The sequence below is a fragment of the Pseudomonas sp. GW823-FHT01D03 genome (assembly GCF_058798255.1).
The window spans coordinates 5,235,661-5,254,224 of sequence record NZ_JBXAKK010000001.1; the positions used below are offsets into that span (position 1 = coordinate 5,235,661).

An 18,564-nucleotide genomic window follows, 5' to 3' on the forward strand; every position below is an offset into this window, starting at 1 on the left:
CACTCGAACTGGAGACCGGCCATGAACAGCTTCGCTTCACTGCAATATGATCGCGAGATCCCTGCCGCCCCGCCGTTTGCCCGGGAACTTCGCCACGAAGCACCGGAGGACGACCCCTACCCGCAGATATTCGAAGCAATCCTGGATCAGCGCCTCACCGCGGCCAGTCGCTTCACAGAAGAAAGTCTGGTGCAGATGTTCGGTGCGAGCCGCAGCCAGATACGTCGGACGCTGACCCAGCTGTCCCATGAGCAGGTCGTCATCCTGCGCACGCATCAGCGCCCGAAAATTGCCATAGCTGCCCCCGAACAGACCCGCCAGATACTCCACGCACGGCGCCTGACCGAAATCATGCTGCTTGAGCTTACCTGCCAGCAGCAACCTGCCGGTCTTGAAGCACTGCGCGAACTGATTGAAAAACAGCGGCGATCCCGCGCCCTTGGCCAGCACGGAGCCGCCATTCGGCTGTCCGGCGAGTTCCACCTGCAACTGGCCAAACTGGCAGGCAATGCTCCCCTGGCGCACTTTCTTGGTAGCCTGGTGCCCATGACGTCTCTGGCGCTGGCCCAATGTCGACAGCAGACCAACCGGGACACGACGGTGCAAACACACACCACCATTGTCGATGCAGTGGAGCGCAATGACGTCAATGCCGCGGTTCGTCTGATGAATCGACATCTGAGCGATCTTGAACAGCAACTGCTGGGTCTGGCGCCGTGAAGAAGGTCAGTGCCAGCGCATCGGGCAACGTCGAATCAATCGCACTCAACAATGCCTGACCGACGCCGGCGATGCCCAACATCATCCCCAGCACAGGCACACTGTCTTGCGAAATCAGATCCTCACTGAAAAAGTTGTCGGCAGTCTCGGAAAATGCCTGCAAGGCTCTCGCGATACCCTGATGATTTTCAGTGCGGCGGTACAGTGACAACAGACACATCAGATTGCCGAAATCACCGTGACACTGGCTGTAACCGGAGCCTAGGCCATGGCACCAGAGGTTGCTTTCACATCGGCGGATATCGCGCTCGACCGTCTCCAGGTGTTCGGCGTCCATCATGTCTTTGAGCGAATGCCTGAGCTGCAGCCTGGCGATCAGGATTCCGGCATCGCCGTGGCACCATTTGCTCATGTGAGCGGGTTGCGACGGTTCACGTAAATCCAGCCAGAACCCATGGTTCATCTGACGATTTTCGTCCTCCAGCAGGTCCTTTATCAGCGCAATCAACGTCGCGTCTGCTGTGACTTCATAGACCTTGGAGAGCGCATGGAGTATTCCCGAAATCCCATGGGAGAATCCGGTCAGCAACGGGGTGGAACAGGTCTTGCGCACAAATCGCCCACTGTCAATTGCCAGTTCCGCCCGGATGGCGGTCGAGAGCTTTTCGATCAAGGGAATCAGGCGCTTTTGCGGCCGAAGCAGATAGAGATTCGCCAGCAGCGTGACGGTCCCGCACCAACCGTTAAGGAAATCGAAGTCATCCCCCTGCCGTGGATAATCATCAAGCCTGTGCAGTAACTCATCGATCGTCGCACGGTGGATGTCCCGGCCTGTCACCCGCTCATGATTGACCAGCACATAGAGGTACGACGCCAGACCAAAATAGGCACTGGCGGCCATGTCACTGTCAAAATGCTCGTGGGATCTGCCCATGGAATCGACGATTTGATCAGCCTTGGCCAAGTGCTCTGCGCGGCCACTGACACGGAACAGACTCATATAAAAAACCGCGAGTCCGCCCATGCCGCTGTAGAGACTGTTGGTCATGGGTGACAGGTATTTACGCCGGGTTGTCGGGTGCTCGTTCAGGAACCCCCACGCCACGTCCCCTTCGGCACCTTCAATACGCAACCGCTCTATGGCCGCCGCGACCTTGAGAGCGCCTTCCAGATAATCCGCCGGCTGCAGGCTCGGTACGCCTTTGGCGATGTGCCGCCGGTGCATCGGCATCGCCCCATTGCCCGAAGGGAACAGGCACTCCTTCAGAATAGAGGTCTGGAACGTTCTGTCCGCAGGGCACAACGCGCTCAGTTTTCGTTGGCAGCTTTCCAGAGGACTTTCGATGTCGAGCGCGGCCACAAACGTCCCGTGGGAATCGTGTATCCAGTTCGAGGCGATAGGCATGGTGAAACTTGGAATGTTGCCACTCTGCATATCCCCCACCTCGTAGGCGGCCACATTTTTTGCAATGAGCGATGCATTCGACTCCGACCACAGGGTCGCCAGCAACAGCTGCCTCTGGAGCATGCATTGCGTGAAGCGTGGGTGCAGTGTCAGTTCAAGAAAGTCTATATAACGCTGGGTATTTTTGAGCAGCACGCGTGTTTTTAAGTGGGGAGCCTGGTGCCGGATACAGTCAAGCACCGCTGCCTGATGTTTCACCACCTCATCGTAGGCACATTCAAAGCCCTTCAGAAAAGCCTCCTGAAAAAGCTCTACTGAATACGTCACCCCGTTGAAAACCGGTAAATGTTTGATCATCGGGGTTTTGCTGACCTGTATGCGCCGCAGATGGTACAAGCCTTGCTCGCGGATCAATTGCCTGGCCGTCGTGCTGAATTGTTTTTGAGACGTCAGGCCACTGAAATCGTTGTCCGAATTCGGCGAATAGGGAACAAAACCACTGCTAAAGACTGAGCGGCTATTGAGCTTGAGGGTTTTGAACAAAGCGCCGTTGCCGGGAAGATCATCTTGCAGATCGATCATGGAGGCAGTGAATAGACACTCGAGATCGATCAAGACGGGACTGCTCCCGCACGCAATGATGTTTTCGTAATGAAAGTCGATGCCGTTCAAGGCGTGGACAAGGGCTACCTGCGCACCCGCGCGCCTGTAGAACAGAGCCAGATCGGCCTCGCTCCCGCAGGCGCGATTATCGATGTACTCAATCCAGCTATGATCTTCCATACATACCAGTAGCGGGGCACGAGCGGAAAAGCCTTCATCAGCGCTTTTTTCGTACAGCAACGCCAGCAGCGAGCCATAGAGCTGCGCTTCTCTGTTTGTTCGTGGTTTGTAAACCAGTGATTGGCTCCCGACCCGTACTGCGCAAACCGTTTCACCATTGGCGTGGGGATCTCCCATTCCAAGTTCGATCGAGTCGATTCGTCGGCCAGACAAACCAAACACGCTGGCAAGCATGCACACATCATCAGCAAAGTGAAAAATGATGTTGTAGAGATAACCTGCGATCCCTTCCAACTGTTTGAACAGTAAGTCGGCAACCACCGGATAGTCCAAAAGGAACTGGCCTGATCCGCCCGCGCTTAAATATTGCTCGAACGATTCCAGATCGGAATCAATGCCCTCGGCCAGTCGAGTATTAAGGAAGTGCACCAGGGATTTTTCAGAAACTCGTTTTACACAGGCCAGTACATAATGCCTGACACCTGAAATCAATGATCCCAGATGACACCATTCATGAATGGGTTTGTATCGACTGTCGCTCTGAAACGCATATTCAAAGTAACCAAACATACAATCGTAAAAGCCTGAAAATGGTTCGCCCCCTGCTTTGCGTATCCAGTCTTTTTCAGACATGGACATAATCAGTCGAACTTTCGCCTCAAGCTTCTGCAGAGACGTACATCGTTTTTCCAGCACAGGTTGTCTGGCGTTATTTTCAAACCATTCAATCAGGTCGTTTTTGCCCATACCAAAATAACGCAACAGGGCATGATCGTCTTTATGCAACATCTCCAGGGTACTACGCAGGATGTCGACATCGACGCCACCTCCAGAACCCGATGATTTGCGCTCTTGAAACGTCAGAATGTCAGCAAGCATTTTCTCCACCTTGAGCAGTATGGCGGATTATCCATCCGCCATATGTTACAGAAGGCCTTAACAGCCGAACGTGCAACCCAGGCTCTCGCAGGTGATAGCAGTCGTTGCCATTACTTCAACACCGGCCATCTTGTTGACGCCTGCTTTTACATAGGCTTCAAAATCGCCGGCAAAATCACCAGACATTTCCAGAACTTTATCTTTCATATACTTCTCCTGTTATTAAATTGATATATGCCTTTGAGTGGCACATTTCAAAATTAACACAGGAGCGTAAAATGCCTACTTTAAAAAACCAACCGGATGTGTCCAACACCAATTAAAACCATGCACAAACCTGCACTAGCAATATGCTGCAACTTTCTAGAAGTCAAACTACAAAGCAATACCCCAAAAAGAACCAACACTCGCTGAAAAAACAACGAGTGTCGTTTGCCATGAACCTCAAACTCTCAATTGATAGTCAGCCGGGCAAAACCTTCTCGAATTTTATCTTCCGGCAGATCATCGGCAATAAACACGATGACACTTTCCCGGGCCTCACCCTCGGCCCACTCGGTGTCCCAGTCAAAACCGTAAAGTTTCAAAACGCCCTGAAACACCAGCCGCCGATCCTCGCCAGCAATGTTCAGTACGCCCTTGTAACGCAGTAACTGCTTGCCGTGCTCTTCCAGCAGCTCATTCATGAACTCACTGAGCTGATCGATATCCAGCGGCTGGTCTGTGCGCAGCACCAGGCTGGAAATGCGGTCGATGGAGGGCGCCTTGCTTACCGGACGCAGGCTCACCCCGCCGCCCAGGTCGGCGTTGAGGTTGAAGCCGCGCACGTCGAGCAGTTCCGCCAGATCGATGTTGCCGTGCTCGACCACGCGGATTGGCGCACGACGGTTGATTCGCGTCAGGCGTTCGCTCAATGCGTTGAACGTGGTCTCATCGACCAGATCGGTCTTGCTCACCAGCAAGCGATCGGCGAAACCGATCTGCGCCTGGGCGATGGTCTGGGTCAGGTGCTGGTCGGCATGGGCGGCATCCACCAGGGTGATGATGCCGTCGAGCAGATAACGCTCGCGCAGTTCCTCATCGATGAAAAAGGTCTGCGCCACCGGGGCCGGGTCGGCGAGACCGGTGCACTCGATCATCAAGCGATCGAAGGCGATTTCGCCGTTGTCCAGGCGTTCGAGCAGCAGGTACAAGGCCTTGGTCAGGTCAGTGTGGATGGTGCAGCAGACGCAGCCGTTGGCCAGGGTCATGACTTGCACCGGCTCCTCGCCCAGCAATTGGCTATCGATGCCGGCGTCGCTGAACTCGTTTTCGATCACGGCGATTTTCAGGCCGTGCTCGGCTTTCAATAGATGGCGCAGCAAAGTGGTCTTGCCGGCACCGAGGAAACCGCTGAGTACCGTTACGGGTATGGGAGAAGACAAAACACGATCTCCTGAAAGAATCACAAAACAAATGTGGGAGCGGGCTTGCTCGCGAAAGCGGTGTGTCAGTCACCACACGATCAACTGACACTCCGTATTCGCGAGCAAGCCCGCTCCCACCGGGGGATTACCTCAACCGCAGGCTGTCAGCTCAACAGCACTTCGGCCCACCCTTGCCACCGTAACGCGCTTCCTGACGTTCGCGGAAGAACATCTCGTAGCTCATCACCGGTTTGTCCGGGTGCTTGGTTTGCATATGCTCGACGTAGGTGTCGTAGTCGGGCATGCCGACCATCAGGCGCGCGGCCTGACCGAGGTATTTACCGAGGCGACTCAGGTCATTGAACATGCTGCAATCCTCTGGTTACGCATCCGGCAGGGCCTGGAATGGCGATTCTTTATCCGTACGCTCTTTTTTGCCCCAGGCGGCGATGCCGACCTTGAGCGCATAGAACAGGATGCTGAAGACCACGAACAGGAACAGCGCGGTGAGCGTTGCGTTGGTGTAAGCGTTGAAGATCACGTGCTGCATCTGCTCGACGCTTTTTGCCGGTGCCAGCACCTGACCGTTGGCCAGCGCATCGCTGTATTTCTTGGCCAGCGACAGGAAGCCGATCGCCGGGTTGGCGTCGAACAGCTTGATGAAGCCCGCGGTCGTGGTGCAGATCAGCAGCCAGGTGGCCGGCAACAGGGTGACCCAGATATAGCGCTGGCGCTTCATCTTGATCAGAACCACGGTACCGAGCATCAGCGCAATACCGGCCAGCATCTGGTTGGAGATACCGAACAGCGGCCACAGGGTGTTGATGCCGCCCAGCGGATCGACCACGCCCTGGTACAGCAGCCAGCCCCACATCGCCACGCAACCGGCGGTAGCGATCAGGTTGGCGGTCCACGACTCGGTGCGCTTGAGCGCCGGAACGAAGGAGCCGAGCAGATCCTGCAGCATGAAGCGCCCGGCACGGGTGCCGGCGTCCACAGCCGTCAGAATGAACAGCGCTTCGAACAGGATCGCGAAGTGGTACCAGAACGCCATGGTGTTTTCACCCGGCAGGACACTGTGCAGGATCTGCGCGATACCGACCGCCAGGGTCGGCGCACCGCCAGCACGCGCCAGAATGGTTGTTTCACCAATATCGTGCGCCACGGCTTGCAACGCCTCAGGCGTAATGGCGAAGCCCCAACTGGTGACCACTTGCGCAACGGAGGCCACATCACTGCCGACCACGGCCGCCGGGCTGTTCATGGCGAAGTACACGCCAGGCTCGATCACCGAAGCAGCAACCATCGCCATGATCGCTACAAACGATTCCATCAGCATGCCGCCATAACCGATGTAACGCGCGTTGGTTTCGTTATCCAGCAGCTTCGGCGTGGTGCCCGACGAGATCAGCGCGTGGAAACCCGATACCGCACCGCAAGCGATGGTGATGAACAGGAACGGGAACAGGCCGCCCTTCCACACCGGGCCGGTGCCGTCGACGAACTGGGTCAGCGCGGGCATTTTCAGCTCGGGCATGGTCACCAGAATGCCGATTGCCAGAGCAACGATGGTACCGATCTTGAGGAACGTGGAGAGGTAGTCACGCGGCGCCAGAATCAGCCACACCGGCAGCGACGCAGCGACGAAACCGTAACCGACCAGCATCCAGGTAATCTGCACGCCGGTGAAGGTGAACGCCTTGGCCCACACCGGATCGGCGGCGATCTGCCCACCGAGCCAGATCGAACCCAGCAGCAGCAATACGCCGACCACCGAGATCTCACCGATGCGGCCCGGGCGGATGTAGCGCATGTAGATGCCCATGAACATCGCGATCGGGATGGTCGCCATCACCGTGAAAATACCCCATGGGCTCTCGGCCAGGGCTTTCACGACGATCAGCGCCAGCACCGCAAGGATGATGATCATGATCAGGAAGCAGCCGAACAGTGCGATGGTGCCGGGAATGCGGCCCATTTCTTCACGCACCATGTCGCCCAGCGAGCGGCCGTTGCGCCGGGTCGACATGAACAGAACCATGAAGTCCTGCACCGCGCCCGCCAGCACCACACCGGCAATCAGCCAGAGTGTGCCGGGCAGATAGCCCATCTGCGCCGCCAATACCGGGCCGACCAGAGGTCCGGCGCCCGCGATCGCGGCGAAGTGGTGACCGAAAAGAATGTGTTTGTTGGTCGGCACATAGTCCAGACCGTCGTTGTTGAGCACGGCGGGGGTGGCCCGACGCGGATCCAGTTGCATCACATTGTTGGCGATGAACAGACTGTAGTAACGGTACGCAACCAGATAAATGGCCACGGCTGCGACCACGATCCACAAGGCGTTGATCGCCTCGCCGCGGCGCAATGCCACTACGCCCAGGGCGCACGCTCCTACGATTGCCAGCACTAGCCAGGGTAAGTGGCGTAGCAGGCTATTATTATTTTTCATTTTATTATTCCAGCCAGGGTGGACAAGAAAGACAGCCACCCCGAGTTTAGCGCTTACGGCGCCAAAGGCCATACCCCGACGTTGGTCTAGACGGCTTGTCGATTGGCAGCCACCCAACGGTCGGGTCTATAGTCAGCGAACTCTTCCGAGGATTGCGCCATGAGCGAACACCCAGCCAATCGCCGTCGCTTCAAACGTATTGCGTTCGATGCCAGAACCGAGTTGCGCCAAGGTGAATATATCTGGCCGGTGAAACTGATCGACCTGTCGCTGAAGGGGCTGTTGATCGAACGGCCGGAGCCTTGGCTGGGCGATCGGGAAGAGGATTTTTTCGTCGACATTCATCTGAGCGACGATGTCGATATCGAGATGGATGTGCGTCTGACCCATGAAGAAAATGGCCAGTTGGGGTTTGTCTGCCGGCATATCGGTCTGGAGTCGATCGAGCGTTTGCGGCGATTGATCGAGTTCAACCTGGGCGATCCGCAGGAGTTGGAGCGCGAACTGGGCGCCCTGATCGAAATCTAGAAACCACCACAAATCCCTGTGGGAGCGGGCTTGCCCGCGAAGAGGCCGTGTCAGTCAACATTGATTTCGACTGACACACCGCTTTCGCGGGCAAGCCCGCTCCCACAGGGTATGCGACGTATCTGAAAGATTATTCGAACAGTGCGTCGAGCGCCTGCTCCAAACGGGTCACGGCAATGATCTGCAGGCCCGGCGGCGCCTCCTTCGGCGCATTGCCCTTGGGCACGATCGCCCGTTTGAAGCCATGCTTGGCCGCTTCCTTCAGGCGCTCCTGCCCACTCGGCACCGGACGCACTTCGCCGGACAAGCCCACTTCACCAAACACCAGCAGATCATGCGGCAATGGCCGGTTGCGCAGGCTCGACATCACCGCCGCCATCAACGCCAGATCCGATGCTGTCTCCAACACCTTCACCCCGCCGACCACGTTGAGGAACACGTCCTGATCGTGGGTCGGAATGCCGCCATGGCGATGCAAAACCGCCAGCAGCATCGCCAGACGGTTCTGATCCAGCCCCAACGTCACCCGCCGTGGATTGGCCAGATGACTGTCATCGACCAGCGCCTGCACTTCCACCAGCATCGGCCGGGTGCCTTCCCAGGTGGCCATCACCACACTGCCCGGGACTTCTTCCTGAGCTCGGGTGAGAAAAATCGCCGACGGGTTGGAGACTTCTTTCAAGCCCTTGTCGGTCATACCGAACACGCCGAGTTCGTTGACCGCACCGAAACGATTTTTCACCGCCCGCAGCAATCGCAAACGGCCATCGGACTCGCCTTCGAAATACAGCACGGTATCGACCATGTGCTCCAGCACCCGCGGGCCGGCGAGCGCGCCTTCCTTGGTAACGTGACCAACGAGAAAAATCGCCGTGCCGCTCTGCTTGGCATAACGCACCAGCAGCGCCGCGCTCTCGCGTACCTGCGACACGCCGCCGGGGGCCGACTGCAATTGTTCGGTGAAAATCGTCTGGATCGAGTCGATCACCATCACCTTGGGCTTTTCCTGGCGAGCGGTGGCGATGATGGTTTCGATGCAGGTTTCGGTCATCACCCGCAGTTGATCCTGGGGCAACCCCAGACGGCGGGCACGCATGGCCACTTGTTGCTGGGATTCTTCGCCGGTGACGTACAGCGCGGGCATGCTCTTGGCGAGGTTGCACAGGGTCTGTAACAGAATCGTCGACTTGCCGATGCCCGGGTCACCACCGATCAGCACCACCGAACCGTCGACCAGACCGCCGCCCAAAACCCGATCCAGCTCACCGGAGGCGGTGGAGAAGCGCGGAATCTCCTCGATGCTGACTTCGGCCAGGGTCTTGATCTGCGCTTGCTGCCCGGCCCAGCCGGTACGTCCGGTGGGCGCCGTGGCGCCACCGCTCTCGATCATGGTTTCGGTCAGGGTGTTCCAGGCGCCGCACTCGCCGCACTGGCCTGCCCATTTGGGAAAGGTTGCGCCGCACTCGGTGCAGCCGTACATGCGCTTGGCCTTGGCCATCTGGATCCCCCGGCAAAAACCGCGATGATAACGCAGCCACCGCTCAGCGCGGCACGGCGGTGCGGATTTCGCCGTTGGCCAGACGCGCGGCGCTGTTGCCCAGCGGATCCTCGGCATTGAGGTCGGCGCCCTTGGCCTTGAGTGCGTCGAGCAGTTCAACGCGCTTGAACAACCCGGCGTACATCGCCGCTGTCTGGCCTGCGCCGTTACGCTGATCGGGGCTGCAATCGGTGGCCATCAGGCGGCGGGCGATCTGGATTTCGCCTTTGAAAATCGCGCCCATCAGCGCCGTGTTGCCGCGCTGGTCCTGCGCGCAGGCATCAGCGCCTGCCGCCAGTAACCGGTCAACTGCCGCGCCCTGGCCGTGATACGCCGCCAGAATCAACGCGGTGTAGCCCTTGCTGTCGCGAGTATCGAGGGAGTAACCGGATTCGATAAAGGTCTCGAGCATCGGCACATCGCCACGCCGGGCGGCATCGAAATAGTAATCCTGCAACTGCGCCTTGATCGCCTCAGGGCTTTGCCCGGCCAGCGCTGAGAAGGACAGGCAAACGAGCAACAGTAAAAGAAAGGCACGCATAAACGCTCTCCTTGGGCAGAGCGGGGCCTGAGTCAGGCCCCGCTCTGCATGGCGTCGAGATCAGTCGACCAGTTTCGCTGCCAGCGCCTTGACCCGGCTCAGGTCACCCTTGGCCACTTTGGTCACACCAGTGCCGTACTCCGGATCGGCCTTATAAAGGAAGGACAGGATGATGTGCTTGCTCTCGTCATCGGTGGTCGCCAGCGAACCGCCGAAGCTGGCGATCAGGTCCTGACGCTCCTGCTGACTGAACGAGCGATACAGATCACCGGCCTGTTTGAAGTTCTCCTCACGCTGAATCTTCGCCTGCTGGGTGCTGCCCGACAGTGCCAGCTGGCTGTAACGCGCGCTTTGCGGCTCGTCACGCGGTTGCAGGCGACTCGGCTGATAGTTCACGCCTGACGCCGTGGCACCGAAGTTCATCGCACCGTCCTGATTGCCATTGTTGACGGCAACTTTTGGCGCATTGATCGGCAGTTGCAGGGCATTGGCACCCAAGCGGTACATCTGCGTATCGGCATAAGAAAACACTCGACCTTGCAACAGACGATCTTCCGAAGGCTCGATTCCCGGAACAACATTGGCCGGGGCCATCGCAACTTGTTCGGTTTCCTGGAACACATTGGCTGGATTACGGTTCAACACCATTTGTCCAACTTTTCGCTCGGGAACATTCGGCCAGATCTTGGTGGCGTCCAATGGATCGAAATCAAACTTGGACAAATCTTGCGGATTCAGTACTTGGATGTACAAGTCCCATTTCGGGAAATCACCCTTGTTGATATGACTGACCAGATCATTAGTCATATGACTGTAATCCTTGCCCTGAACTTTTTCGACTTGTTCAGGTGTCAGGTTTTTGATGCCCTGCAAACTCTTCCAGTGAAACTTCACATAGTGTACTTCGCCTTTGGCGTTAACCAACTTGTAGGCATGCACACCATTACCATCCATTTCCCGATAACTGGCTGGAGTACCCGAGTTGGAATACAGCTCGGTCAGCGTGCGAGTGGCTTCCGGCACGTGGGAGAAGAAGTCGAAACGACGCGAGTCATCGTCAAGGTTGGTGCGTGGATCGGGTTTGAACGCATGGACCATGTCCGGAAACTTGATCGCGTCGCGAATGAAGAAGGTCGGGAAGTTGTTGCCGACCAGGTCCCAGTTGCCATCAGCGGTGTAAAACTTGGTGGCAAAACCCCGTGGATCGCGCAGGGTTTCCGGGGAGTGGTTACCGTGTACCACCGCGGAGAAGCGCACGAACACAGGCGTCACCTGCCCGGCAGCGAACACCTTGGCCTTGCTCAGATCGCTGAGGTCGTTGGTCACGGTGAACGTGCCATGGGCACCGGTACCGCGGGCATGCACCACACGCTCGGGAATGCGCTCACGGTCGAAACGCTGGAGTTTCTGGATCAGTTGCACGTCTTGCAGCAGCACCGGGCCGTTGGCGCCGGCGGTTTGCGAGTTCTGATTGTCGCCCACCGCTGCACCGTTATCCCGGGTCAGGGGCGCGGCATGCACGGAGAAGGTCAACAGGCTGGCGGTGAGTACGCCGAGCGTACGGCGATGGGGAAAAGCCCCCAGTCCAAGGGTGGAATTCATATCAGGTTCCTCTGGTTCTTTTGGGCGCATCCAGGTGCGCCAACCAGAGGCTAGAGGGCTAAGTCCGCGAACATAAATAGAAAGTTCGTAACCCGACGATTGAAAATTTTGGCTTCCCGATCAGCGTGTTACGGCGTATTTCGCGCGCGATTAGTGGCACTTTGCAAACTAAACGCGGATTTATCGGTCGATAAAAACGGGCATTGTAAGAAGGTGTTTCGCGCAGGACGCGTTTGCTGATTTACACTGCGTACACCAACCTCATCTGTAACAAGGAAATAACCTATGGGCGTGCTAAGTGAGTTCAAGGCCTTCGCGGTCAAAGGCAATGTGGTCGACATGGCCGTCGGTATCATCATCGGTGCCGCCTTCGGCAAAATTGTTTCGTCGTTTGTCGGCGACGTGATCATGCCGCCAATCGGCCTGTTGATCGGAGGGGTGGACTTCAGTGATCTGGCCATCACGCTAAAAGCCGCCGAGGGCAACGCCCCTGCCGTGGTACTGGCTTACGGTAAATTCATCCAGAGTGTTCTGGATTTCATGATCGTTGCTTTCGCGATTTTCATGGGTGTCAAAGCCATCAACCGCCTGAAACGCGAAGAAGCCGTGGCCCCTTCCCTGCCACCGGTTCCGACCAAGGAAGAAGAGTTGCTCGGCGAGATCCGCGATCTGCTCAAGGCCCAGAACAACCAGCCTTGACTGCTTCATGACTGAAAACGGCGCCTGATGGCGCCGTTTTTTTACCAGTAGTTTTCCACCGCCACCTGCCCCGGCCGCCGCGTCAGGCTCAGGCTCATATGGCGTTTCTTCAGCAGCGCTCGAGTGTCGTCGATCATCTGCGGATTGCCGCAGAGCATGACGCGCGAGTGCTCGGGGGTCAGTTCAACGCCAGCTTCACGTTCCAGCTCGCCGTTTTCAATCATCGTGGTGATGCGACCGTGCAAGGCGTCCGGCAATTGTTCGCGGGTAACCGTGGGGATAAACCGCAGTTTATGCGCATGTTCAGCCAAGTAATCACGCCTGGACAGTTCTGCAATCAAAGGCTGATAGGCCAGTTCCCGCGCCTCACGCACGCTGTACACCAGAATGATCCGCTCAAAACGCTCCCACACTTCGAAGTCCTGCAGAATCGACAGAAACGGCGCAAGCCCGGTCCCGGTGGATAACAGCCACAAATCCCGGCCGTCGACAAACCGATCCAGCGTCAGGTAACCAAAGGCCTGGCGCTCCACCAGCAGGGTATCGCCGATCTGCAACCGGCTCAGCTCACTGGTGAATTCGCCACCCGGCACCACGATGGAGAAGAACTCGAGAAACTCGTCGAAGGGTGAAGAGACCATCGAGTAGGCACGCCAGACCGTGCTGCCATCAGCCTTGGTCACTCCCAGACGCGCGAATTGTCCTGCGCGAAACCTGAAACCCGTATCGCGCGTGGTGCGCAGGGTAAACAGGCTGGGGGTCAAGGGCTGCACGTCGAGCAAGGTCTGGGCAGTAAATTTCTCTGCGCTGACTGTCATGGGGGCACTCCACAGATAAGACCCTGACAGTCTCGCGCAAACCCGGAGCATAAACACCACTGTTTTTGTAGTGATTTACCATTCAGACAGCGCGAAAAAAATGAGAAGTAAACGCAAATGCCGTTAATACAGCGTTATTCAAAGCGCCATTGAATGACAGGTTAAATACAACGCGTTACTGATGACTAATAACCTTTCCAGCAACTAACCGCCCCCTCCAAGAGCAAAAAAATTCAACGTTATCTGTAAGACCTGTCCTACACTCGGTTGCGTGCAGGATCCGATTGGATCCAGACAAGCACCCTACGGACGACTCATGGAGAGTGAGTGATGGAAATGTGGAAGGAGTCGCAATTAAAGCAACTGACTTTCGCAAGAGAAATAGAGACCGCTTATCCGATCTTGCTGCGATTCGCTCAAAATATTGGCTTCAATTTTTGTGCCATCTCAATGACATCAAACAATCGGAACGCTGACTTCAAAGCCTTGCAAATCAATAACTATCCGAGGGAGTGGAATCAACTTTATGAAAGGCAAAACTACAGTAAAATCGACCCGGTAATAGCACACTGCAGTCATTCAATGCTGCCGATTGTCTGGACTGAAAACGTGTTTTCCCAAAGCCTGTCGCTGTGGGACGCGCAACAGAAACATGGATTGCGACACGGTTGGTCACAGTCGTTCCACCATGAAGAGAGCGGGCTGTGCAGCACCCTGAGCCTTGCGAGGAAAAACGGTCCATTAAGTCCGCTCGAGTTGTACGAGCATTTTGGCTATATGTTTTACGCGACCAGCCACCTCAGTGACCTGTTCGCCAAAACCTTGCCCAAACCGGCCAAAAAGCCCGCGCCCCCGCGCCTTTCACCGCGAGAACTGGAAGTGCTCAAGCTCTCGGCGCTCGGCAAGACGGCCTATGAGATTGCCAGGATCCTCTGCCTGAGCGAGCGGACCGTGAATTACCACGTGCAAAACGTGATTCTCAAACTCAACGTCTGCAACAAGATTTCTGCGGTCATTGCCGCCAAGAGTTGCGGCCTTCTCGACATGCCTGCGCGCTAAAAGCTGCGAGTATTTCAACGGAAAAAAACGTACCATTTGCGACCTTCCTGAGTGATGACGTGAACCTTGACGTTGTATTTCACTCGGACGGTTCCGCTGCGCGACACCCTGGGCCGCGGGCCACCCGTTGATCAACCAGAGTTCCCGTACCATGCCCTTGCTCGAAACGCCCTTTGCCCAACTCGACCTGATCCGCCAGCCCGAGCAGCAGAATGAACCTCTGCAAGCGTTCGATGCGGCTGACGAATACCTGCTCAATCATCTGGCTGCGCAGCAACCGACGGCAGACACCCGGGTACTGGTACTCAACGACAGCTTCGGGGCTTTGGCTACGAGTCTGGCGGGCAAGGTTCAGGTCATCAGCAGCGGCGATTCGTATCTGGCGTTCCAGGGCCTGGAAAAGAATCTGGTGCGTAACGGCCTGCCGTTCGATGCCGTGCGCGGCATTGCGGCGAGTGAGCCGTTGGTCGGGCCGTTCGACAAGGTGCTGATCCGCGTCCCCAAGACGCTCGCGCTGCTGGAAGAACAACTGATTCGCCTGCAAGGGCAACTGGCACCCAGCGCTGAAGTGGTAGCTGCGGCCATGGTCAAGCACCTGCCGCGCGCTGCCGGCGATCTGCTGGAGCGTTACATCGGTCCGGTACAGGCGTCACTGGCGGTGAAGAAAGCTCGCCTGTTGATCGCAACGCCTGAGTCCAAAGTCCCGGCAACCTCGCCCTACCCTTCGCGCTATCAGCTTGACGAGCCAGCCATCGAATTGCTCAACCACGCCAACGTGTTCTGCCGTGAAGGTCTGGACATCGGCACCCGGGCCTTTCTCCCGCACCTGCCCAGGAACCTCGGCAGCGCCCGCGTCGCCGACCTCGGCTGCGGTAACGGCGTACTGGCCATCGCCAGCGCCCTGCACAACCCTGATGCGCATTACACGCTGGTCGACGAATCGTTCATGGCCGTGCAATCGGCCGCCGAGAACTGGCGCGCCGCGCTGGGCGAGCGCGAAGTGCTCGTGCGCGCCGGCGATGGTCTGGCCGGACAGGAACCGCAATCGCTGGACGTGGTGCTGTGCAATCCGCCGTTCCATCAACAACAGGTGGTCGGCGATTTCCTCGCCTGGCGCATGTTCCAGCAGGCCCGCGAGGCGCTGGTGGTCGGCGGTGCGTTGTATATCGTCGGCAACCGGCACCTGGGTTATCACAGCAAGCTGGCGCGGCTGTTCCGTGGCGTCGAGCAAGTGGCAGCCACACCGAAATTCGTGATTCTCAAAGCCCGCAAGTAAAGCATCAGGCAAAAAAAACCCTCCGCGGTACAGAGGGTCATAAAACCGTGCCAAGGGCAACGGGACGGGATGTTTCAGTGCGTGGTCAGGCCGGCCGCGTTCATGAACAGGCGCATCAGGCTGGCGGCAATGAACAGCGCGCCGACGCTACCGATCCAGATCAGGGCCAACCAGCCGAGCCGCTGCCACAACGGCTTTTTTTCGGCTTCTTCAATTTCGCGCAGGGAATGTTTGCCGTTCATTGCATCGTTCCTCTTGGGCGGTGACGTCGCTGAGGACGCCACCGCGAGCAGGTTTGCTCCCTCAGGGTGAGCAGAGCCGCAGATCAGTGGTAACCGTCTTCATGGGTGACCTTGCCGCGGAACACGTAGTAGCTCCAGAAGGTGTAACCCAGGATGAACGGGATGATGAACAGCGTACCGACCAGCATGAAGCCCTGGCTCTGCGGCGGTGCGGCGGCGTCCCAGATTGAGATCGACGGCGGCACGATATTCGGCCACAGGCTGATGCCCAGGCCGCTGTAGCCGAGGAAAATCAGCACCAGGGTCAGCAAAAACGGCATGTAGTTGGCATTGCGCGCCACCGCGCGGATCAGCCCGTACAGTGTCACCAGCACCAGAATCGGCACCGGCATGAACCAGAACAGATTCGGCATGCTGAACCAGCGTGTCGCGATCTCGGGGTGAGACAGCGGCGTCCACAGACTGACGATGCCGATCACCGCCAGCAGCACGAACGCCAGCGGCCGTGCCAGGTTGTGCATCTGTTCCTGCAACTTGCCTTCGGTCTTCATGATCAGCCAGGTGCAGCCGAGCAAGGCATAGGCAACCACCAGCGCGGCACCGCAGAACAGGGTGAACGGTGTCAGCCAGTCCAGTGAACCGCCGGCGTATTGCCGATTGACCACCGGCAAACCGTCGATGAAGGCCCCGAGTGCCACGCCCTGGAAGAACGTCGCCGCCACCGAGCCGCCGATGAACGCCTTGTCCCACAGGTGACGCTTGTCGTCCTTGGCCTTGAAGCGGAACTCGAACGCCACGCCGCGGAAAATCAGGCCGATCAGCATGAAGATCAACGGCAGGTACAGCGCCGACAGCACCACCGAATAGGCCAGCGGGAACGCGCCGAACAACGCCGCGCCGCCCAGTACCAGCCAGGTTTCATTGCCGTCCCATACCGGGGCAACGGTGTTCATCATCACATCACGGTCGGTCTTGCCGGGAATGAACGGGAAGAGAATCCCGATCCCCAGATCGAAGCCGTCCATGACCACGTACATCATGATGCCGAAGATGATGATCACGGCCCAGATCAGCGGAAGATCAATACCCATGATTCAAATCTCCTTGGTCAGGCGAACGTCGTCGCCGTGATCGGCATCGGCCGAATCGTCGGCAGCGGACAACGGACGGGCCGGTGTGCGTTTCTTGCCTGGACCGCCGTCTGGCGTTTCTGTGCCCTCGCTGATCTTCGGCCCTTTGCGCACCAGGCGCATCATGTAACCAAGGCCCGCACCGAACAGCGCGAAATACACCACGACGAACATGATCAGGGTGATGCTCATCTGCATGAAGCTGTGATTGGACGAAGCGTCCGCCGTGCGCATCAGCCCGTAGACCACCCACGGCTGCCGACCGATTTCAGTGGTGAACCAGCCAGCGAGGATCGCGATCAGGCCGGACGGCCCCATCCACAACGCCAGATACAGGAACGGCCGCGAGGTGTAGAGCGAATCGCGCTTGCGCAGCCACAGGCTCCACAGACCGGTGAAGATCATCAGGAAGCCGAGACCGACCATGATCCGGAACGACCAGAACACGATGGTCGAATTCGGCCGGTCTTCAGGCGGGAACTCCTTGAGCGCCGGCACTTGCTTGTCCAGCGAGTGAGTCAGGATCAGGCTGCCGAGGTACGGGATCTCCACGGCGAACTTGGTTTTCTCTTCCTTCATGTCCGGCCAGCCGAACAGGATCAACGGCGTCGCTTCGTTGCCATTGTTTTCCCAGTGGCCTTCGATCGCAGCGATTTTCGCTGGCTGGTGCTCAAGCGTATTGAGGCCATGGAAGTCGCCAATGACCGCCTGGATCGGCGCCACGATCAGCGCCATCCACATTGCCATCGACAGCATGGTGCGGATCGCCGGGTTGTCCTTGCCGCGCAGCAGGTGCCAGGCCGCCGACGAACCGACGAAGAAGGCCGTGGCGACGAACGCAGCGGTCGCCATGTGCATCAGGCGATACGGGAACGACGGGTTGAAGATGATCGCCAGCCAGTCGGTCGGGATCACTTGACCGTTGACGATCTCGAAGCCTTGCGGCGTCTGCATCCAGCTGTTGGAAGCGAGAATCCAGAATGTCGAGATCAGCGTGCCGATCGCCACCATCACCGTGGAGAAGAAGTGCAGTTTGCGTCCGACTTTGTTCCAGCCGAACAGCATCACCCCGAGGAAACCGGCCTCGAGAAAGAATGCCGTGAGCACCTCGTAGGTCAGCAACGGCCCGGTGACGGAACCGGCGAAGTCCGAAAAACGGCTCCAGTTGGTGCCGAACTGGTAGGCCATGACCAGACCGGAGACCACACCCATGCCGAAGTTGACGGCAAAGATCTTCGACCAGAAGTGGTAAAGATCCCGGTAAGTGTCGTTATGGGTTTTCAACCACAACCCTTCAAGCACCGCCAGGTAACTCGCCAGACCAATGGTGATGGCCGGGAACAGGATGTGGAACGAGATGGTGAACGCGAACTGAATTCGGGCGAGATCGAGTGCCTCTAAACCGAACATAAGTCTTCCTCTGTCAGGTAATACCGGCATCGGGGCTTGTGGCCCCTGCCTACTGCCCCCACGGATATGGAGTGCGGCGA

General features: G+C 57.7%; 17 protein-coding genes. 5 read left to right on the forward strand and 12 right to left on the reverse strand.

What is annotated here, in order from left to right; translation table 11 throughout:
• Window positions 1–21 precede the first annotated feature (21 nt).
• The gene (locus AC1RBR_RS23170; RefSeq protein WP_492566741.1) at window positions 22–720 is read left to right on the forward strand and encodes a GntR family transcriptional regulator; all 699 of its coding nucleotides are present in this window, start codon (window positions 22–24) and stop codon (window positions 718–720) included.
• On the opposite strand, the gene lanM is transcribed toward AC1RBR_RS23170, so the two are convergent.
• From lanM to AC1RBR_RS23195, 5 genes are all read right to left on the reverse strand, one after another.
• Window positions 647–3,787, reverse strand: a complete 3,141-nt coding sequence (gene lanM / locus AC1RBR_RS23175; protein ID WP_492566743.1) for a type 2 lanthipeptide synthetase LanM — start codon at window positions 3,785–3,787, stop codon at window positions 647–649. The two genes, AC1RBR_RS23170 and lanM, sit on opposite strands and share 74 nt — an antisense overlap.
• A gap of 57 nt (window positions 3,788–3,844) precedes the next feature.
• Window positions 3,845–3,994: a hypothetical protein gene (locus AC1RBR_RS23180; protein ID WP_158558385.1), complete on the reverse strand. Its 150-nt coding sequence runs from the start codon at window positions 3,992–3,994 to the stop codon at window positions 3,845–3,847.
• Between the two features lie 245 nt (window positions 3,995–4,239).
• On the reverse strand, window positions 4,240–5,211 hold the full coding sequence (yjiA, locus tag AC1RBR_RS23185; RefSeq protein WP_492566745.1) for a GTPase: 972 nt from the start codon (window positions 5,209–5,211) through the stop codon (window positions 4,240–4,242).
• Window positions 5,212–5,362: 151 nt separating this feature from the next.
• Window positions 5,363–5,560 carry a YbdD/YjiX family protein gene (locus AC1RBR_RS23190; protein WP_003228401.1) on the reverse strand — a complete coding sequence of 66 codons (198 nt, stop codon included), beginning with the start codon at window positions 5,558–5,560 and terminating at the stop codon, window positions 5,363–5,365.
• A 15-nt stretch (window positions 5,561–5,575) separates the two neighbouring features.
• On the reverse strand, window positions 5,576–7,642 hold the full coding sequence (locus AC1RBR_RS23195; RefSeq protein ID WP_095139282.1) for a carbon starvation CstA family protein: 2,067 nt from the start codon (window positions 7,640–7,642) through the stop codon (window positions 5,576–5,578).
• 159 nt (window positions 7,643–7,801) lie between these two features.
• On the opposite strand from AC1RBR_RS23195, the gene AC1RBR_RS23200 reads away from it, so the two are divergent.
• Window positions 7,802–8,170: a PilZ domain-containing protein gene (locus tag AC1RBR_RS23200; protein WP_492566747.1), complete on the forward strand. Its 369-nt coding sequence runs from the start codon at window positions 7,802–7,804 to the stop codon at window positions 8,168–8,170.
• A gap of 130 nt (window positions 8,171–8,300) precedes the next feature.
• On the opposite strand, the gene radA is transcribed toward AC1RBR_RS23200, so the two are convergent.
• The 3 genes from radA to katB are packed head-to-tail and all read right to left on the reverse strand — an operon-like array spanning window position 8,301 to window position 11,850.
• Window positions 8,301–9,668, reverse strand: coding sequence for a DNA repair protein RadA (gene radA / locus AC1RBR_RS23205; protein WP_007963764.1), 1,368 nt, complete (start codon window positions 9,666–9,668; stop codon window positions 8,301–8,303).
• 43 nt (window positions 9,669–9,711) lie between these two features.
• On the reverse strand, window positions 9,712–10,248 hold the full coding sequence (locus AC1RBR_RS23210) for an ankyrin repeat domain-containing protein (RefSeq protein WP_492566749.1): 537 nt from the start codon (window positions 10,246–10,248) through the stop codon (window positions 9,712–9,714).
• 60 nt (window positions 10,249–10,308) lie between these two features.
• Entirely contained in the window at window positions 10,309–11,850 is a 1,542-nt protein-coding gene (gene katB, locus AC1RBR_RS23215; RefSeq protein ID WP_492566750.1) for a catalase KatB, read from the reverse strand.
• 285 nt (window positions 11,851–12,135) lie between these two features.
• On the opposite strand from katB, the gene mscL reads away from it, so the two are divergent.
• The gene (gene mscL / locus AC1RBR_RS23220) at window positions 12,136–12,549 is read left to right on the forward strand and encodes a large-conductance mechanosensitive channel protein MscL (protein WP_095139278.1); all 414 of its coding nucleotides are present in this window, start codon (window positions 12,136–12,138) and stop codon (window positions 12,547–12,549) included.
• A gap of 41 nt (window positions 12,550–12,590) precedes the next feature.
• Here mscL and AC1RBR_RS23225 read toward each other — a convergent pair whose 3' ends face one another.
• Window positions 12,591–13,367: a ferredoxin--NADP reductase gene (locus AC1RBR_RS23225; RefSeq protein ID WP_492566752.1), complete on the reverse strand. Its 777-nt coding sequence runs from the start codon at window positions 13,365–13,367 to the stop codon at window positions 12,591–12,593.
• A gap of 330 nt (window positions 13,368–13,697) precedes the next feature.
• Between AC1RBR_RS23225 and AC1RBR_RS23230 the strand changes: the two genes are divergently transcribed.
• Both AC1RBR_RS23230 and AC1RBR_RS23235 read left to right on the forward strand, forming a co-directional pair.
• Entirely contained in the window at window positions 13,698–14,426 is a 729-nt protein-coding gene (locus AC1RBR_RS23230; protein ID WP_492566754.1) for an autoinducer binding domain-containing protein, read from the forward strand.
• Window positions 14,427–14,577: 151 nt separating this feature from the next.
• Complete coding sequence (locus tag AC1RBR_RS23235) at window positions 14,578–15,702, forward strand: methyltransferase (RefSeq protein WP_492566756.1); 1,125 nt, start codon at window positions 14,578–14,580, stop codon at window positions 15,700–15,702.
• Window positions 15,703–15,776: 74 nt separating this feature from the next.
• On the opposite strand, the gene AC1RBR_RS23240 is transcribed toward AC1RBR_RS23235, so the two are convergent.
• The 3 genes from AC1RBR_RS23240 to AC1RBR_RS23250 form a co-directional block, all read right to left on the reverse strand.
• Complete coding sequence (locus AC1RBR_RS23240; RefSeq protein WP_095139274.1) at window positions 15,777–15,944, reverse strand: DUF2474 domain-containing protein; 168 nt, start codon at window positions 15,942–15,944, stop codon at window positions 15,777–15,779.
• A gap of 83 nt (window positions 15,945–16,027) precedes the next feature.
• Entirely contained in the window at window positions 16,028–17,035 is a 1,008-nt protein-coding gene (gene cydB / locus AC1RBR_RS23245; RefSeq protein ID WP_047602597.1) for a cytochrome d ubiquinol oxidase subunit II, read from the reverse strand.
• Window positions 17,036–17,038: 3 nt separating this feature from the next.
• Entirely contained in the window at window positions 17,039–18,484 is a 1,446-nt protein-coding gene (locus AC1RBR_RS23250) for a cytochrome ubiquinol oxidase subunit I (protein WP_492566758.1), read from the reverse strand.
• Window positions 18,485–18,564: the final 80 nt, after the last annotated feature.